The sequence below is a fragment of the Streptomyces sp. NPDC020490 genome (genome assembly GCF_044335305.1).
GTDB lineage: Bacteria > Actinomycetota > Actinomycetes > Streptomycetales > Streptomycetaceae > Streptomyces.
This window is the reverse complement of record NZ_JBIRUY010000041.1, coordinates 1-15,125: the sequence shown is the minus strand read 5'-3', so window position 1 is coordinate 15,125 and position 15,125 is coordinate 1. Positions and strand designations below refer to the sequence as shown.

The 15,125-nt window shown below is 70.6% G+C and carries 13 protein-coding genes and 1 pseudogene; 7 read left to right on the top strand and 7 right to left on the bottom strand.

The genetic code is table 11. The annotated features are described in order from the left end of the window. Positions 1-100: 100 nt before the first annotated feature. A complete protein-coding gene (locus tag ACH4ZX_RS33145) occupies positions 101-1,390 on the top strand; it encodes a glucarate dehydratase family protein (protein WP_398280988.1) in 1,290 nt (429 codons plus the stop codon). A gap of 112 nt (positions 1,391-1,502) precedes the next feature. Then, entirely contained in the window at positions 1,503-2,633 is a 1,131-nt protein-coding gene (locus tag ACH4ZX_RS33140) for a carbohydrate kinase family protein (RefSeq protein ID WP_398280985.1), read from the top strand. Between the two features lie 653 nt (positions 2,634-3,286). On the opposite strand, the gene ACH4ZX_RS33135 is transcribed toward ACH4ZX_RS33140, so the two are convergent. The 5 genes from ACH4ZX_RS33135 to ACH4ZX_RS33115 form a co-directional block, all read right to left on the bottom strand. Further along, on the bottom strand, positions 3,287-3,640 hold the full coding sequence (locus ACH4ZX_RS33135) for a cytidine deaminase (protein WP_398280982.1): 354 nt from the start codon (positions 3,638-3,640) through the stop codon (positions 3,287-3,289). 70 nt (positions 3,641-3,710) lie between these two features. Then, positions 3,711-4,070: an MmcQ/YjbR family DNA-binding protein gene (locus ACH4ZX_RS33130; protein WP_360746006.1), complete on the bottom strand. Its 360-nt coding sequence runs from the start codon at positions 4,068-4,070 to the stop codon at positions 3,711-3,713. Then, the gene (locus ACH4ZX_RS33125) at positions 4,067-5,371 is read right to left on the bottom strand and encodes a hemolysin family protein (RefSeq protein ID WP_398280979.1); all 1,305 of its coding nucleotides are present in this window, start codon (positions 5,369-5,371) and stop codon (positions 4,067-4,069) included. Before ACH4ZX_RS33125 ends, ACH4ZX_RS33130 begins: the two co-directional genes overlap by 4 nt. Next, positions 5,368-5,865, bottom strand: coding sequence for an rRNA maturation RNase YbeY (gene ybeY / locus ACH4ZX_RS33120; protein ID WP_324784306.1), 498 nt, complete (start codon positions 5,863-5,865; stop codon positions 5,368-5,370). The genes ACH4ZX_RS33125 and ybeY overlap by 4 nt, the downstream gene beginning before the upstream one ends. Before the next feature lie 13 nt (positions 5,866-5,878). Continuing rightward, positions 5,879-8,032, bottom strand: coding sequence for a PhoH family protein (locus tag ACH4ZX_RS33115; protein ID WP_398280976.1), 2,154 nt, complete (start codon positions 8,030-8,032; stop codon positions 5,879-5,881). A gap of 395 nt (positions 8,033-8,427) precedes the next feature. On the opposite strand from ACH4ZX_RS33115, the gene ACH4ZX_RS33110 reads away from it, so the two are divergent. From ACH4ZX_RS33110 to ACH4ZX_RS33100, 3 genes are all read left to right on the top strand, one after another. Next, complete coding sequence (locus ACH4ZX_RS33110; RefSeq protein ID WP_398280973.1) at positions 8,428-8,904, top strand: hypothetical protein; 477 nt, start codon at positions 8,428-8,430, stop codon at positions 8,902-8,904. 343 nt (positions 8,905-9,247) lie between these two features. Then, complete coding sequence (locus ACH4ZX_RS33105; protein WP_398280970.1) at positions 9,248-10,594, top strand: beta-xylosidase; 1,347 nt, start codon at positions 9,248-9,250, stop codon at positions 10,592-10,594. 155 nt (positions 10,595-10,749) lie between these two features. Beyond that, positions 10,750-11,856, top strand: a complete 1,107-nt coding sequence (locus tag ACH4ZX_RS33100) for a WxL protein peptidoglycan domain-containing protein (RefSeq protein WP_398280967.1) — start codon at positions 10,750-10,752, stop codon at positions 11,854-11,856. On the opposite strand, the gene ACH4ZX_RS33095 is transcribed toward ACH4ZX_RS33100, so the two are convergent. After that, positions 11,750-12,088 (bottom strand): P-II family nitrogen regulator, encoded by a 339-nt coding sequence (locus tag ACH4ZX_RS33095; RefSeq protein WP_398280964.1) that lies wholly within the window; start codon positions 12,086-12,088, stop codon positions 11,750-11,752. The two genes, ACH4ZX_RS33100 and ACH4ZX_RS33095, sit on opposite strands and share 107 nt — an antisense overlap. A gap of 182 nt (positions 12,089-12,270) precedes the next feature. Here ACH4ZX_RS33095 and ACH4ZX_RS33090 point away from each other — a divergent pair. Continuing rightward, positions 12,271-12,540 (top strand): annotated as a pseudogene (locus ACH4ZX_RS33090) (helix-turn-helix domain-containing protein); the annotation flags it as partial. Between the two features lie 176 nt (positions 12,541-12,716). Beyond that, positions 12,717-13,676, top strand: coding sequence for a helix-turn-helix domain-containing protein (locus ACH4ZX_RS33085; protein WP_398280961.1), 960 nt, complete (start codon positions 12,717-12,719; stop codon positions 13,674-13,676). 190 nt (positions 13,677-13,866) lie between these two features. On the opposite strand, the gene ACH4ZX_RS33080 is transcribed toward ACH4ZX_RS33085, so the two are convergent. After that, positions 13,867-14,931 carry a serine hydrolase domain-containing protein gene (locus ACH4ZX_RS33080; protein WP_398280958.1) on the bottom strand — a complete coding sequence of 355 codons (1,065 nt, stop codon included), beginning with the start codon at positions 14,929-14,931 and terminating at the stop codon, positions 13,867-13,869. Positions 14,932-15,125 lie beyond the last annotated feature (194 nt).

The window sequence follows — 15,125 nt, the reverse complement described above, 5'->3', positions numbered from 1 at the left end:
CGTAACGGGGCGGGACCGCGCCGTTGACGGCCGCTGTCCGGCTGTCTAGCCTTCATCTCCATACGTGGATGTCGTCTACATAGGGAGATGAAGCGCCCCGGTGAATCTCACCATCGCGGACGTCCGCCTCACCCCGGTCCTGGTCGCCGACCCGCCCCTGCTCAACACGCAGGGCGTGCACCAGCCGTACACGCCCCGGCTGATCGTCGAGGTCGAGACCGCCGACGGGATCACCGGCGTCGGCGAGACGTACGGCGACACCAAGTACCTGGAACTCGCCCGCCCGCTGGCCGCCCGGCTGACCGGCCGCCGGATCACCGACACCAACGGCCTGCCCGCCGTCGCCGACGCGGTCGCCGTGGACGCCTCCCGTGTCTCCGGCCGGGTCGACGTCGGCGGGCTGCGCGGCGTCCAGACCGCCGACAAGCTGCGCCTGTCCGTCGTCTCCGCCTTCGAGGTCGCCTGCCTCGACGCCCTCGGCAAGGCGCTCGGCCTGCCCGTGCACGCCCTGCTCGGCGGCAAGGTGCGGGACGCCGTCGAATACAGCGCCTACCTCTTCTACCGGTGGGCCGCCCACCCCGACGGCGTGGCCTGCGAGCAGGACGACTGGGGCGCCGCCGTCGATCCGGCCGGGGTGGTCGAGCAGGCCCGCCGGTTCACGGAGCGGTACGGGTTCACCTCCTTCAAGCTCAAGGGCGGCGTCTTCCCGCCGGACGAGGAGATCGCCGCCGTCCGCGCCCTGGCGGAGGCCTTCCCCGGGCACCCGCTGCGCCTCGACCCCAACGGCGCCTGGTCCGTGCCGACGGCCCTGCGGGTGGCGGACGAACTGGCCGATGTCCTCGAATACCTCGAGGACCCGGTGCTCGGCACGCCGGCCATGGCCGAGGTCGCCGCCCGCACCGGCGTGCCGCTCGCCACCAACATGTGCGTGACGACGTTCGACGAGATCAAGGAGGCGTTCACCGCGGGCGCCGTCCAGGTCGTCCTCTCCGACCACCACTACTGGGGCGGCCTGCGCGCCACCCGCCGGCTGGCCGCCGTCTGCCACGCCTTCGGCGTCGGCGTGTCCATGCACTCCAACACCCACCTGGGCATCAGCCTGGCCGCGATGACCCACGTCGCCTCCACCGTGCCCGGCCTGCACCACGCCTGCGACACCCACTACCCCTGGCAGTCGGAGGACGTCCTCACCGAGCGGCCGGCCTTCGACGGCGGCAAGGTCACCGTGCCGGACCTGCCCGGCCTCGGCGTCGAACTCGACCGCGACCGGCTGCGCTCGCTGCACCGGCGCTGGCTCGACGACGACGGCGCACTGCGCGACCGCGACGACGCGGCCGCCATGCGCGTCGCCGACCCCGGCTGGGCCGCCCCGTCCGTCCCCCGCTGGTGACCTTCCCCGCCGGTGACGCCGGCGGCGCCCGGCCCCGCGCGGCGCGCGCCGCCCTCACTGTCGGTCCCGTGGTGCACACTGTCCTGATCCGCACCATGCCAGGGAGTGCACCGTGACCGCGACCGACGGAAAGGGACCCTCGCCCTTCACCCGGGCGACGCAGAGCTGGGCCCACCTCGACCCCCTCGCCGCCCTGCGCACACCGGAGGACCCGCCCTGGGACGTGTACCTGACGGGCACCGTCTTCCTCGACATCATCTTCACCGGGCTCGACTCCGCGCCGGTGCGCGGCACGGAGTCCTGGGCGCGCGGGATGGGCTCCAGCCCCGGCGGCGTCGCCAACATGGCCACCGCGCTGGCCCGCCTCGGCCTGCGCACCTCCCTGGCGGCGGCCTTCGGTGACGACCACTACGGGGAGTACTGCTGGGACGTCCTGCAACAGGGCGAGGGCATCGACCTGTCCCCCTCCCGCACCGTGCCCGGCTGGCACTCCCCGGTCACCGTCTCGATGGCCTACGAGGGCGAACGCACGATGGTCTCCCACGGCCACGAACCGCCGCCGGAGGAACCCGCCCCCGACTGCCCGCCCCGCGCCCGTGCCGCCGTCGCCTCCCTCACCCCCGGCCGGAGCGCCCCCTGGATCGCGCAGGCCGCGCGCAAGGGCACCCGCGTCTTCGGCGACGTCGGCTGGGACGACACCGGCGCCTGGGACCTGGCCGGCCTGACCGACCTCCGGCACTGCGAGGCGTTCCTGCCGAACGCGGAGGAGGCCATGCGCTACACCGGCACCGGCTGCCCGCGCGCCGCCGCGCACGCCCTCACCGAATACGTGCCGGTCGCCGTCGTCACCCTCGGCGCGGAGGGCGCGTACGCGGTGGACCGGCGCACCGGCGAGAGCGCCGAGGTGCCCGCCATCGCCGTGGAGGCCCTCGACCCCACCGGCGCGGGGGACGTCTTCGTGGCCGGCTTCGTCACCGGCTCGCTGGCGGGCTGGCCGCTGGCCGACCGGCTCGCCTTCGCCGGCCTGACCGCGGCCCTGTCGGTCCAGGATTTCGGCGGCTCCCTGTCGGCCCCCGGCTGGTCGGAGATCGGGGCCTGGTGGCGCAAGGTCCAGTCGGTCGAGGGCCAGGACCCGGCGGCCCTGCGCCGGTACGCCTTCCTGGAACGCCTCCTGCCGGCGGCGGCGAGGCCCTGGCCGCTGCAACGGGCGGTACCGACAATCGGCTTCGGCCGCTCGGGCTGACGCCGCGAGGGGTGCCGTCCGGCGGGGGTGCGGCGCGGGGCGGGTGCCGTCCGCCCGGCGGGGCCGCGGTGCGGGGTGCCGCCTGCCCGCCCAGGCGGGGTGGCGTCGCGGGGTGCCGTCTGGCCAGGCGGGAGCACGGCGTGCGGCGGAGCATCGACCGCCTGTCCGGGGAGGGCCAAGCCCATTGCGGGGTGCCGCCTGCCTGGATGAGGGCGAGGCGTCGTCGGGGTGTCGTCCGCCCGGGCAAGGGCGCGGCTTGCGGCGGAGTGCCGTCCGCCCAGGCGGGGACGCGGCGTGTCGCGGGGCGCCGTCCGCCTGCCCGGGTAGGGCCAGGCGCGTCGTGCGGCGCTGATTGCGCGGGTGCGGGCGAGGCGTCGTGGGGGTGCGGGCGAGGCGTCGTGGGGGTGCCGTCCGGCCCGGGCAGGGACGAGGTGTGGGGCGGGGCGCCGTTCACCCGGGCGGGACGCGGCGCGGCGCGTGGGGTGCCGCTTGCACGGTGAGGGCCAGGGGGCGCGGGGTGTCGTCCGCCCGAGCGGGGACGCGGCGTGTCGCGAGCTGCTGTCCGCCCGGGCGGGGGCGGCGCGTGGGGTGCCGCCTGCCCGGGTGACGCGGTGTGTCGTGGGATTGTGCCCGCGTGGGGCGGGGGCGCGGGCTCAGCCCGCGGTGACCGTCGCGCGCAGGGAGCCGTCCGGTGCGGCGACCAGTACCGGCGTCGCCGCCCCGCCCAGATCCCGGACCGCGGCCAGATCCGCGGCCGACGCGGTCTCCGCCTCCGTCACCACGGCCGCCGCCTCCAGGGACTTCGCCCCGGACGCCACCGCCATCGCCACCGCCGTCTGCAGCGCGCTCAGCTTCAGCGACGCCAGATCCACCGTCCCGGCGACATAGGTACGGCCGGTCTCGTCCCGCACGGCCGCCCCCTCGGGCACACCGTTGCGGGCCCGCGCGGAACGGGCCAGGGTGACGATCTTGCGGTCCTCGGGGTCAAGCGCGTTGCTGTCGGTCATGCCCCGAGCATACGAACAACCCCGCCGGTCATCAGCCCACGGGGTGGCCACCGGCCCGCGCCGCCGCCGCTCAGGGGCGGTCGAGGCGGAGCCGGTCCGCGCGCGGCAGCCCCGCCACCACCAGGTCGTAGGAGTCCTCCACGAGCTCCCGGACCAGGCGGTCGGGCAGGCCGCCGTCGGCCGTGACCGTGTTCCAGTGGCGCTTGTTCATGTGGTAGCCGGGAACGACCAGGCCCTCGTGCTCGGCGCGCAGCCGGACCGCGTCCTCCGGGTCGCACTTCAGGTTCACCGTCAGCGGCCGCGCGTCCAGGCTGGACAGGGCGAACATCTTGCCCAGCACCTTGAAGACCGACGTGTCCGGGCCGAACGGGAAGTCCTCCACGGCGGCGTTGAAGGACAGGCACAGGGTGCGCAGCTGCCGCGGGGTCACTCCGGCTTCTCCTCCTCGGTCGGCCCGGCCGGGCCGACCGGCTCCACCAGCACGGTCACGATCTTGTTCCGGCGTCCGGCCGCCGCCTCCGCGGTCAGCCGCAGCCCCCGGCCGTCCGGCAGCTCGACCACGCTCGACGCGCCCGCGATCGGCACCCGGCCCAGCGCCTTGGCGAGCAGGCCGCCGACCGTCTCCACGTCCTCGTCGTCGTACTCGTCGAGGCCGTACAGCTCGCCGAGGTCGGTGATGTCGAGGCGGGCGGTGACCCGGTAGCGGTCGTCGCCGAGGTCCTCCACCGGCGGCAGCTCACGGTCGTACTCGTCGGTGATCTCGCCGACGATCTCCTCGAGGATGTCCTCGATGGTGACGATGCCCGCCGTGCCGCCGTACTCGTCGACGACGACGGCGACGTGGTTGCGCTCCTTCTGCATCTCCCGCAGCAGATCGCCCGCGTTCTTGGTGTCCGGCACGAAGAACGCCGGCCGCATGGCCGTGGACACCAGCTCGTTCTCGGCGTCGCGGCTGATGTGCGTCTTGCGGGCCAGGTCCTTCAGGTACACGATCCCGACGATGTCGTCCTCGCTCTCGCCGGTGACCGGTATGCGCGAGAAGCCGGAGCGCAGCGCCAGGCTCAGCGCCTGGCGGATCGTCTTGTACCGCTCGATCACCACCAGGTCGGTGCGCGGGACCATGACCTCCCGCACGAGCGTGTCGCCGAGTTCGAAGACCGAGTGCACCATCCGGCGCTCCTCGTCCTCGATCAGGGACTCCTTCTCCGCCAGGTCCACCAGCGCCCGCAGCTCCGCCTCGGAGGCGAAGGGGCCGCGGCGGAAGCCCTTGCCGGGGGTGAGCGCGTTGCCGATGAGGATCAGCAGCGACGGGATCGGGCCCATGATCCGGGCCAGCGGCACCAGCACGTACGCCGCCGCCGTCGCCGTGTTCAGCGGATGCTGGCGGCCGATGGTGCGCGGGGAGACGCCGACGGCGACGTACGACACCAGGACCATCACGCCGATCGCGGCCAGCAGGGCGCTGGTCGTGCCCCGTATCTCCCGGAGGCAGGCGTACGTCACCAGGGCGGCCGCCGCCATCTCGCAGGCGACGCGGACCAGCAGCGCCACGTTGAGGTAGCGGGTGGGGTCGGCGGCGACCTGCGCCAGCTTGGCGCTGCCCCGCCGGCCCGAGCGCACGGCCTCCTCGGCGCGGAAACTGGACACGCGGGCCAGGCCCGCCTCCGCGCAGGCGGCCAGCCAGGCGACGACGACCAGCGCGATCGCGCCCGCGACGATCTGTGGGCTCATGACACGGTCGGGGCCGGGGACGGGCCGGTCAGGCCCCTCTCCGCGCGCCACCCGTCCACGATGGCGGCCTGCAGGCCGAACATCTCGGCCTTCTCGTCCGGCTCCTCGTGGTCGTACCCGAGGAGGTGCAGCACGCCGTGGACGGTGAGCAGGTGCAGTTCCTCGTCCATGGAGTGCTGCGTGGGCGCCTCGGCGCCCTGCTTGGCGGCGACCTCGGGACACAGCACGATGTCGCCGAGCAGGCCCTGCGGGGGCTCGTCGTCGTCCTTCGACGGCGGACGCAGCTCGTCCATCGGGAAGGACATGACGTCCGTCGGCCCCGGCAGGTCCATCCACTGCATGTGCAGCTGCTCCATGGCGTCGGCGTCCACGACGATCACCGAGAGCTCGGAGAGCGGGTGGATGCGCATCCGCGCGAGTGCGTAGCGGGCGATGTCGAGGATCGCCTGCTCGTCGACCTCGGTTCCGGACTCGTTGTTGACGTCGATCGACATGGTGCTGCTCGGTCTACTTCCCCTTGTGCCCGGACTGCCTGCCCCGGCCGCCCTTCTGGGTGCCGTTCTCGGTGCCGTGCTTGCTGTCGTACTTCTCGTAGGCGTCGACGATACGGCCCACCAGCTTGTGCCGTACGACGTCGTGCGACGTCAGCCGGGAGAAGTGGACGTCCTCGACGCCCTCCAGGATCTCCTGCACCTGACGCAGACCCGACTTGGTGCCGTCCGGGAGGTCGACCTGCGTCACGTCACCCGTGATCACGATCTTCGAGTCGAACCCGAGCCGGGTGAGGAACATCTTCATCTGCTCGGGGGAGGTGTTCTGCGCCTCGTCCAGAATGATGAAGGCGTCGTTGAGCGTGTTGTGGGTCAGCAGGTAGTCCTGGGTTACGTACAGGGAATCCTCGGCGGCCACCTGAATGCAGACGGTCTCCTCCCGGCCCGCGGGTTCGATCGAGTCGATGAAACGCATGGGGCGTCCACCGCCACCGGCCGCCAGGTACTTGTCGCGCTTGCGGGCGAGCCGGAAGGGTTCGATGCCTTCGGGCAGGCGGATGTCGACGACGTGGGCGTCGCGTCGGTGCTCGACCTCTCGGCCGTTCGCCAGCCCCGGCCTGCGGCCCTCCGCCGCCCTGCGGCGGCTGTACGCGACGCCACCCAGCGACCGTACCAGCGAGATCACGTCGTCGCGGAGCAGGATCGAGGTGGTCGTGTACTGGATCCGGCAGGTGCGGTCCTTCTGCGTGACCGGGCCGCCGTCGGAGTCGAGCAGGCCCTGAAGCACGGCCAGCCGGACCTCGGCGGAGTTGTTCAGGTAGTCGTCGGGCACGAACTTGGTGTGCGAACGGGTGCGCAGGAGATCCAGCTCGCGCAGGACGCGCGTGACGGGGTTCTCCAGGGTGATCACATCCCCGTCGGACCTGGTCCGGTTCAGGACGTAGTCGGGGCCGCCCGTGTGCCGCACGGTGACGTCGGGCAGCGCGGTCGCAAGCGCCTCTGCCAGCTCCGGATCCTCCGTCGCGAAGGACGGCGTCGTGGAACCGGTGAGGCACCCGTCGCCCAGCAGCAGTCCCAGGGCGTACGGGTCCATGGGGACTTCTCGCTCGGGGAGGCAGACAGGCGCCGTCAGCAGGGGCAGTTCGTAGCGGCGGGCATGCGCCGCGCGGAGGTTGCCGATCATGTCCTGTGTCTCCAGGACTCGCCACGGCTTGTCGCGACGCCTGTCCGAGGCCGTGCGGACCGTCCACAGGTGCTCGCCGCAGCACAGAGTCCAGGCCCCGTCCTGTGCGGTGACGCGGTAGATCGCCTTCTCGCCCTGCGGGTAGACGCCGAGGACCGGTGTCGGATCGCCGTTGGAGCCGATGACAAGGTCACCGACCTGAAGATCGCCGATGGGGCGCCAACCGTCCGGGGTGAGGACGTTCGTGAAGACCGGCTGCGCTCTGCCGCGCATATAAGCCAGCGGGGCCACCTCGATCGTGCCCGCGGCCATCAGGCGGGGGATCGAGTCCGGGTCCAGCATGTCGTGCAGCGCGTCGTACAGCGGGCGCAGGTAGGGGTCGATCTTCTCGTAGAGGGTGCCGGGCAGGAAGCCCAGGCGCTCGCCCGCCTCGACCGCGGGGCGGGTCAGGATGATGCGGTTGACCTGCTTGGACTGCAGGGCCTGCACCGCCTTGGCCATGGCGAGGTAGGTCTTGCCGGTGCCGGCGGGGCCGATGCCGAAGACGATCGTGTGCTTGTCGATCGCGTCGACGTACCGCTTCTGGTTGAGGGTCTTGGGGCGGATGGTGCGGCCGCGGGAGGACAGGATGTTCTGCGTCAGTACCTCGGCCGGGGTCTCGTGGCCGTCGCTCGTCCCGTTCTCGCTCGCCTTCAGCATGGCGATCGAGCGTTCCACTGCGTCCTCCGTCATCGGCTGCCCCGTGCGGAGCACCAGCATCATCTCGTCGAACACGCGTGAGACGAGGGCGACCTCCACCGGATCCCCGACCACGCTGATCTCATTGCCCCGGACGTGGATGTCGGCCGCCGGGAAGGCTTTCTCGATCACGCGCAGGAGGACGTCGCCGGATCCCAGGACCGTCACCATGGGGTGCTGGGCGGGGACGGTGAACTGTGCTCGTGCCTGTTCCTGCGCGGAGGTGTGAGCTGTGGGTGTCTCAGTCATGGGCCGGCTCTGTAGGCCTGCGATTCCTCCTCGTCACGGCCGCCTGGCTGAGGGCGGCCTCGCGATTCCAAGGGTACGACGCGCTACTGACAACGCCGTAGGGCTTTTCGGCACCGGAACGGCGGCCGGCGGCCCGGGCCGCCGGCCGCGGTGTGCCGGGTCCCCGTCCGGGCGGAAGTGGTCCGGAATCCGCCCTTGCCGTACTCGGCCCCGGGCGCATCAATGGGGACGACAGTTCCGGCGGGCCGTCAGGTCCGCCCCGGCGGTCACCCCCGCGGTCACCGCCGACGGCCACCGCCCGCGCAGCGTCCCGCACCACGCTCGCCGACGGCCCGGCCGGATTCCTCCCGTCCATCCCCATGGCATTCCCAGACTCGGGAAGGGAACCGGATCCCATGAGAGCGAAACGAATCGGAACAGGTGCGGCACTGACGGCGGGGGCCCTCGCGGTCGCCGGACTGGCGTTCGCGCCCGGCGCGATGGCGGTCACCCCGGGGTCGGCGACGATCACCGCCGACTGCGGCGCCTTCGGCGGCGGCGACGCCACCCTCACGGCCACCCAGAGCGGCACCTCGGCCACCCTCACCCTCTCGTCCACGGCGATCACCACCCCGCTCGCGCTGTCGGCGAACTCGATCAAGTCCACGCTCACCATGACCAAGGCGGGCGGCGGCACGTCCGTCTTCAGCGGCACCGTGAACCCGGCCATGGCCGCCGGTTCCGCGGTCACCGTCGGTCCGCTCCCCGGCACCGTGGCCTCCGGCGACACCCTGGAGGCCTACGGCGGCTCGCTGAAGATGGTGATCTTCGGCATCACCGTCACCTGCACGGCGACCGCCAACCAGTCACCCGGCCCGTTCGTGTTCGACTGACGTCCGGCTGATCCGCGACTGACGTCCGCGACTGACGTCCGCGACTGACGTCCGCGACTGACGTCCGCGACTGACGTCCGCGACTGACGTCCGCGACTGACGTCCGCGACTGACGTCGGGCTGATCTCCGGGTGATACCCCGGGCCCCCGCACCGGCCTCCCGATGCGGCAGGAGAACGCGAGACGGCGACGCGTCCGACGACGCGTCCGACGGACGTATCTGACAGCTCGTCAGTTTTCCTGCCGTATCTCCATTGACTTCTCACCTCGTCTCCACATCAATGGCCCCCTGCCCGGGTGCAGACGAGCCGCTGCGCCCGCATCCCTTCAGGAGGGGGCAAGGATGGGTTCCAAGGGTCGAAGCCCCTGGAGGTCCAGGGGATCCCGAAGACGGCGTCTGGTCCCGCTGCTCGGCGCGGCCGCCCTCGCGGTCACGGCGAACGGCGCGCTGGCCTGCCCGGCCGGCGCGGCGGGCACCGACGTGGACTACGCGACGCACTGCATCCCGCCGGCGATCGCGGGACTTCCGCCGATCGACGGCACCACCACCGCGAACGTCTCGGTGGACAAGGAGAACGCCGAGGTGGGCGACACGGTCACCGTGACCTACACGGTGGTCGCGCCGGCCGCCGGCAACCCCACCGACCTGGCCCTGCCGGCCGACATCATGACGCCCACCGGCAAGGTGACCCTCGGCGGCGCCCAGAGCGGCGACGTCACGGTCACCGGCCCCAAGAAGAACGACCCGGTACCGGGCAAGGGGGCCTTCCCCTCCTTCTCGATGACCGGGACGTTCACCGTGACCCACGCGGGCACGATCACGCTCTCGCCCGGTGACTACAACATCCACACCAGCTACATCATGGAGCTGGACACCCCGTGCACGGTGACGAACCCGCCGGCGCCGGTCTCGGAGAGCGTCACCGCGACCGACGCGACACAGCCCAACACCCGTGCCATCAGCCTGGGTTCGGCGTCCGGCAGGCCCGGCGACAGCGTGACCGTCACCGGCAGCGACTTCACGCCGGGCGCCACCGTCACCCTCGCCGGGCGGTCCGGGGCGGCCCAGACCGCGGACACGGCGACGGTGACCGCCGGCGCCACGGGCACCTTCAGCGGTTCGCTCACCGTCAACGACAGGACCACGACGGGGATCGTGGCGTACGAGGGCAGCGCGTGGAGCGACGACAAGGGCGCGGGACCCGCCGCGTACACCGTCGTCGACGACACCCCGGTGCCCGCCGGGAGCCAGAAGCTGACCACCACCGTGAAGGCGGGGACACTGTCCATGTCCCAGGCCGGGGACGCCGTGTCCCTCTCGGCGGTCGACTTCGGCCGGGGCGGGGCCTCCACCGGGAGCCTGCGGACGGTGACCGTCAAGGACTTCCGCGGCGGGCCCGCGGGCTGGTCCCTGACCGGCAAGGTCACCGACTTCACCGGGCCCGGCGCCAGGATCGACGCCGGGAAACTGAGCTGGACACCCGCCTGCGCCACCAAGGCGGGCAGCCCGAGCACCTGCCAGGCCGGTTCCGCGGGCACGGTGGGCGGTTCGGGGGCGACCCTGGCCTCGACGCCCGACTCCAGGCTCACCGGCGGTGAGTTCACGGCGGACGCCCGGATCTCCCTGGACGTACCGGCGTTCACACCCCCGGGGACGTACTCCGGCGTGCTCACGCTCACGCTCACCTGACCGTACGCACCGTCCGCCGTACGCACCGTCCGAGCACCGTCGTGGGGGGGGGGGGGGGGGGGGGGGCCGGCCGGCCCCCCCCCCCCCCCCCCCCCCCCCCCCCCCCCCCCCCCCCACCGCCGCACCCGTCGCGACGTCCGTGGGGGTCCGCACCCATGCGCAAGCCGTACGACCGCCTCCTGCCGCTCCTGCCGCTCCTGTCCCTGCTGCTGAGCGTGCCGCTCCTGACCGTGACGGCCGCCGTCCCCGCCCGCGCCGCGGACAACGGGAGCTGGTCGGTCCACCCCGCCGCCTCCGCCGTCGCCGCGCGGCCGTACTTCTATCTCTCCGCCGACCCCGGACAGACCCTCGAGGACGAGGTCGTCGTCGCCAACAGGACGGGCCGGCCCCTGACCTTCCGGCTCTACGCCGCCGACGCCTACAACACCGCCCGCGACGGCGGGTTCGCGGTGCGCACGGTGAAGGAGCGGATGCGGGGCGTGGGCGCGTGGGCGAGGCCCGCTGAGTCCCGGGTGACGGTCCCCGGGCACAGGTCCGTCACCGTGCCGTTCACGCTGCGGGTGCCCGAGGGCGCCGAGCCGGGCGACCACCCCGGGGCGATCGTCGCGCTGGACGAGAGGGTGGAGAAGGGCGGCGGCTCCCTGGCGCTCGGGGTGCAGCGGGCCGTCGGCGCCCGGATCTACCTCAGAGTCGGCGGCCCCACGTTCCCCGCGATCGCCGTGGAGGACGTGCGCGTCAGCCACCACCAGCCGCTCGTGCCCGGCCTCGGTGACAGCACCGCGACGATCTCCTACACCCTCCACAACACCGGCAACGTCACCCTCCGCCCCGAGGTGGAGCTGAAGGCGCGCGGCCTGTTCGGCCGGACGCTGCTGACGCGGAAGGCGACCCGCGTCCCCGCCGAGCTGCTGCCGGGCCGGCGGGTCCGGCTCACCGAGCCCTGGCGCGGGGCGCCGCAGCTGGACTGGGGCGACGTCACGCTGACGGCGCGCGCGAACGGCACCCGGGAGTCCGGCGGCGCGTCGTTCCTGGCGCTGCCCTGGCTGGTGGTGGCGCTGGCGTTCGCCGCGGCGGTGGCGGGCGGCGCGCTGCTGGCGCGGGCCCGCCGGGGCGGCGGCCCGACCCGGCCGGCGCTCCGGCGCCTCGCCGCGCCGCTCAGAGGGCGTCGGGGCCGCGCTCGCCCGTCCGCACCCGCACGACCGTCTCCACCGGCACCGCCCACACCTTCCCGTCCCCGATCTTCCCCGTCTGCGCGGCCTTGACGATCGCCTCGATCACCGCGTCGGACTCCGCGTCCTCGACGACGACCTCGATGCGGACCTTGGGCACCAGGTCGACCTGGTACTCGGCGCCGCGGTAGACCTCGGTGTGGCCGCGCTGACGGCCGTACCCGCTGGCCTCGGTCACGGTCAGCCCGTGCACGCCGAGCTCCTGCAGGGCGGTCTTCACCTCGTCGAGGCGGTACGGCTTGACGACCGCGGTGATCAGCTTCATCGGGATTCCTCCGTGGACACCCCGGCCTTCGGGCCGGGGTGGGGGTACCTCCCGCTTGCGGGGGAGAATCGGACTCCTGCGGAGCATGGCAGGGAAAGCCGGTTCGCCGCCAGGGCGGACCGGCGTCCACCGTCCACCGGCCGACATCCGCCGCTCACACGAAATCTGATACCGGGTGAGACGTGACGCAGCAGGTCAAGCGGGCGTTCAAGTACCGCTTCTACCCCACCGGCGGGCAGGCGGCCGAGCTGTCGCGCACGTTCGGCTGCGTCCGCCTCGTGTACAACAAGGCGCTGGAGGAGCGCACCCGGGCCTGGTACGGCGAGCAGCGCCGGATCTCCTACGTGCAGTCGTCGGCCGCGCTGACGCAGTGGAAGAAGACCGGGGAACTGGCCTTCCTGACGGAGATGTCCTCCGTCCCGCTCCAGCAGGCGCTGCGCCATCTGCAGACCCGCACCACACCGGTCACCGGAGAAACAGCACGCTCCGCCACAAAGTCGGCATCCATGTGACAAACACAACTACCGCACGCAGAACCAAGTGCGGCCCTCCGGCCAACACCATCACCACAGGCGACAACCCAACCAAAGGAGCGGCTCGGCTGGCAAATCGGGCGCAGGAGGTGCCGATGCGTGACGTCATTCAGTTCTCGGACGTTCCGACTGAATACCAATTCGACGGGTGGCGCCAGGCCGTGTCCGAGACCTGTGTGCCGCCGGAGGCCACCACATCAGTGGGAAAGTCGTTCTCCGGCACCCTCACTTCTCGGGCGTTCGGCCCGACCCACATCAGCCAGGTGGGGGGCAACGCGGTCACCGTGCGACGTACTTCGCGTGCGATCGCGAGCAGCGACCCGGGTCATTACGAACTCGGACTGCAGGTGGAGGACTGCGGACTCGTCGGTCAGGACGGCCGCGTCGCGGAGCTTAACCCTGGAGACTTCACCGTCTATGACACCAGCCGACCTTACCAACTGGTCTTCGGCGGCAGCTGGCGCATTCTCGTCGTTATGTTCCCGCGGGAACTACTCGCAGTGCGCCCTATCATCGTGAACGAGCTGACCGCCCGTCAACTGTCTGGGCACGCCGGGATGGGATCGGTCGCCTTGTCATTCCTCGGTGCGCTCGGCCGGCAACTGCAGACGAACGCCATTCATGGCAGCATCCACATCTCCGACGCCATCCTGGACATGCTGGCGGCGACGTTCACCGAGTTCCACGGCGACAAGACCGGACCCGCTCACCAAGGCACGCCGCGGACCCTGCTGATGCGGATCGAAACCTATATCAACGCCCGGCTGAAGGACCCCACTCTCACGATTTCCCAGATCGCTGCTGCTCATCATGTATCGGTTCGCTACGTGCAGAAACTGTTCGAGAGTAAGGGAACCACGGTCAGTGAGTGGATCCGCAGCCGACGTCTCGACAAGTGCCGACGGGATCTGTTCGATCCCGCCCTGCACACACGGCCGGTCAGCGCCATCGCGGCCGGCTGGGGCATGACCGATGCGGCGCACTTCTCACGCGTATTCAAAGCCGCCTACGGTTGCAGTCCACGCGACTACCGGCTACGACTGCCTGGCGACTGAACGGGGCAGAGACCACCCACCCCAACGCACGTGCAGGTCGTGATTGACGTCAGCAACCGCCGAGGGCACCGGCCGACCGATTTTCGATGTACCGATTTCTGGCTGACTATGGAAGAGAGTATTCTATCGTTCCCGGGCCTCGGTGTCCGCGAGCCGGCGAGGCGGCCTGACTACCGCCCACCCAGTGCTTTCATCGGAAATTCAACGCCAGGTCGGCAATCGCGTCAATGTCATATTTGGTGGAATTTCCCATCACCAGCGCGCCCACACGTTGCGACGGGTACATGCGCATCAAATTGAAGAATCCTGCCCCGCTTCCAAGATGTTCGACGAACGGTACATCCGAAGCCCGGCGACGTGCCGGAGCGAGCCACCCCAAGCCAGAATCGAAACGTCGGCCATGGATTGCAATCCGACGCATCTCTGCTGTCATTTCTGCAGAAATGACGCGCACGCCATCTATCATTCCGTCCGATAGATGCATTCTAAGCAACCTGGCGGCATCTTCAGCATTTCCCAAAAGTCCCCCATATGCTGCCCCATCTACAAGGAACGGATTGAGGCTCACCCAACGACCCGTTGCCGCGCCGAGCACCCACCGAGGCAAGAGAAGGTGCATGGGGTTCAAACGATCATGGTATCCAGTAGCTGCGGTGCCACTGGATCCGTACGAGAATCTAGTGGAAGGCATTCCGATAGGCCGTATCACTTGCCCGTGAACGGCATCTTCGAAAGGCAATCCGGTGGCTCGGGTGATTACCGAGCCCAGTATGAGCGCACCAATGTTAGAATAACTTGACTTACTTCCCGGCTCAAAGCGCAACTTGTCATTTCTCGCCAGAATCCGGTTCAGGAGAATCTCAGGCTTTGGCCCCTCTTGTTCAGCTCGATGAATCCACTTGATGGGGATTGGGTTGGGTAGTCCCGCACTATGCTGGAGCAGGTGGCGAATGGTGATTTTCCTCGCCCAGTTCACCGGCTGCAAGGACTCCAATGCCGGCACCAGGGGGAAAACTGGACCATCCAACTCTATGGCGCCCGCCTCAATCAATCGGATTATCGCTGTGGCAGTGGCCACCTTGGTCATTGAAAACCACGGGAACTCTGCACTGGTCGTCATCTCTCTGGACTCGGCCAAACTTGCCATTCCCACGGCCGACCGGGCGCGAATCCCTTCGGGTCCAACCACGATCAACACTAGTCCCGGCGATCGCCCCCTTAGCGCAACCCTCACCATCTGATCAAGTTCAGTCATTTCGGTTTCCCTTCATGCAAAGCTAGCCCGAGTCATCACCCTAACGACGGCAAATACCGGCAAAAGTCGGAGTTCCGACAATTGTAGTTTTCGCAAGAGTGAGCCGTTTCCAACTTGGCTGAGCGGCTGACCAGTTGGCGTGGGGGTGATGTTCCGGAAGAGGTGAAGCTCCTGGTAGATGGGTTGTCGACCAA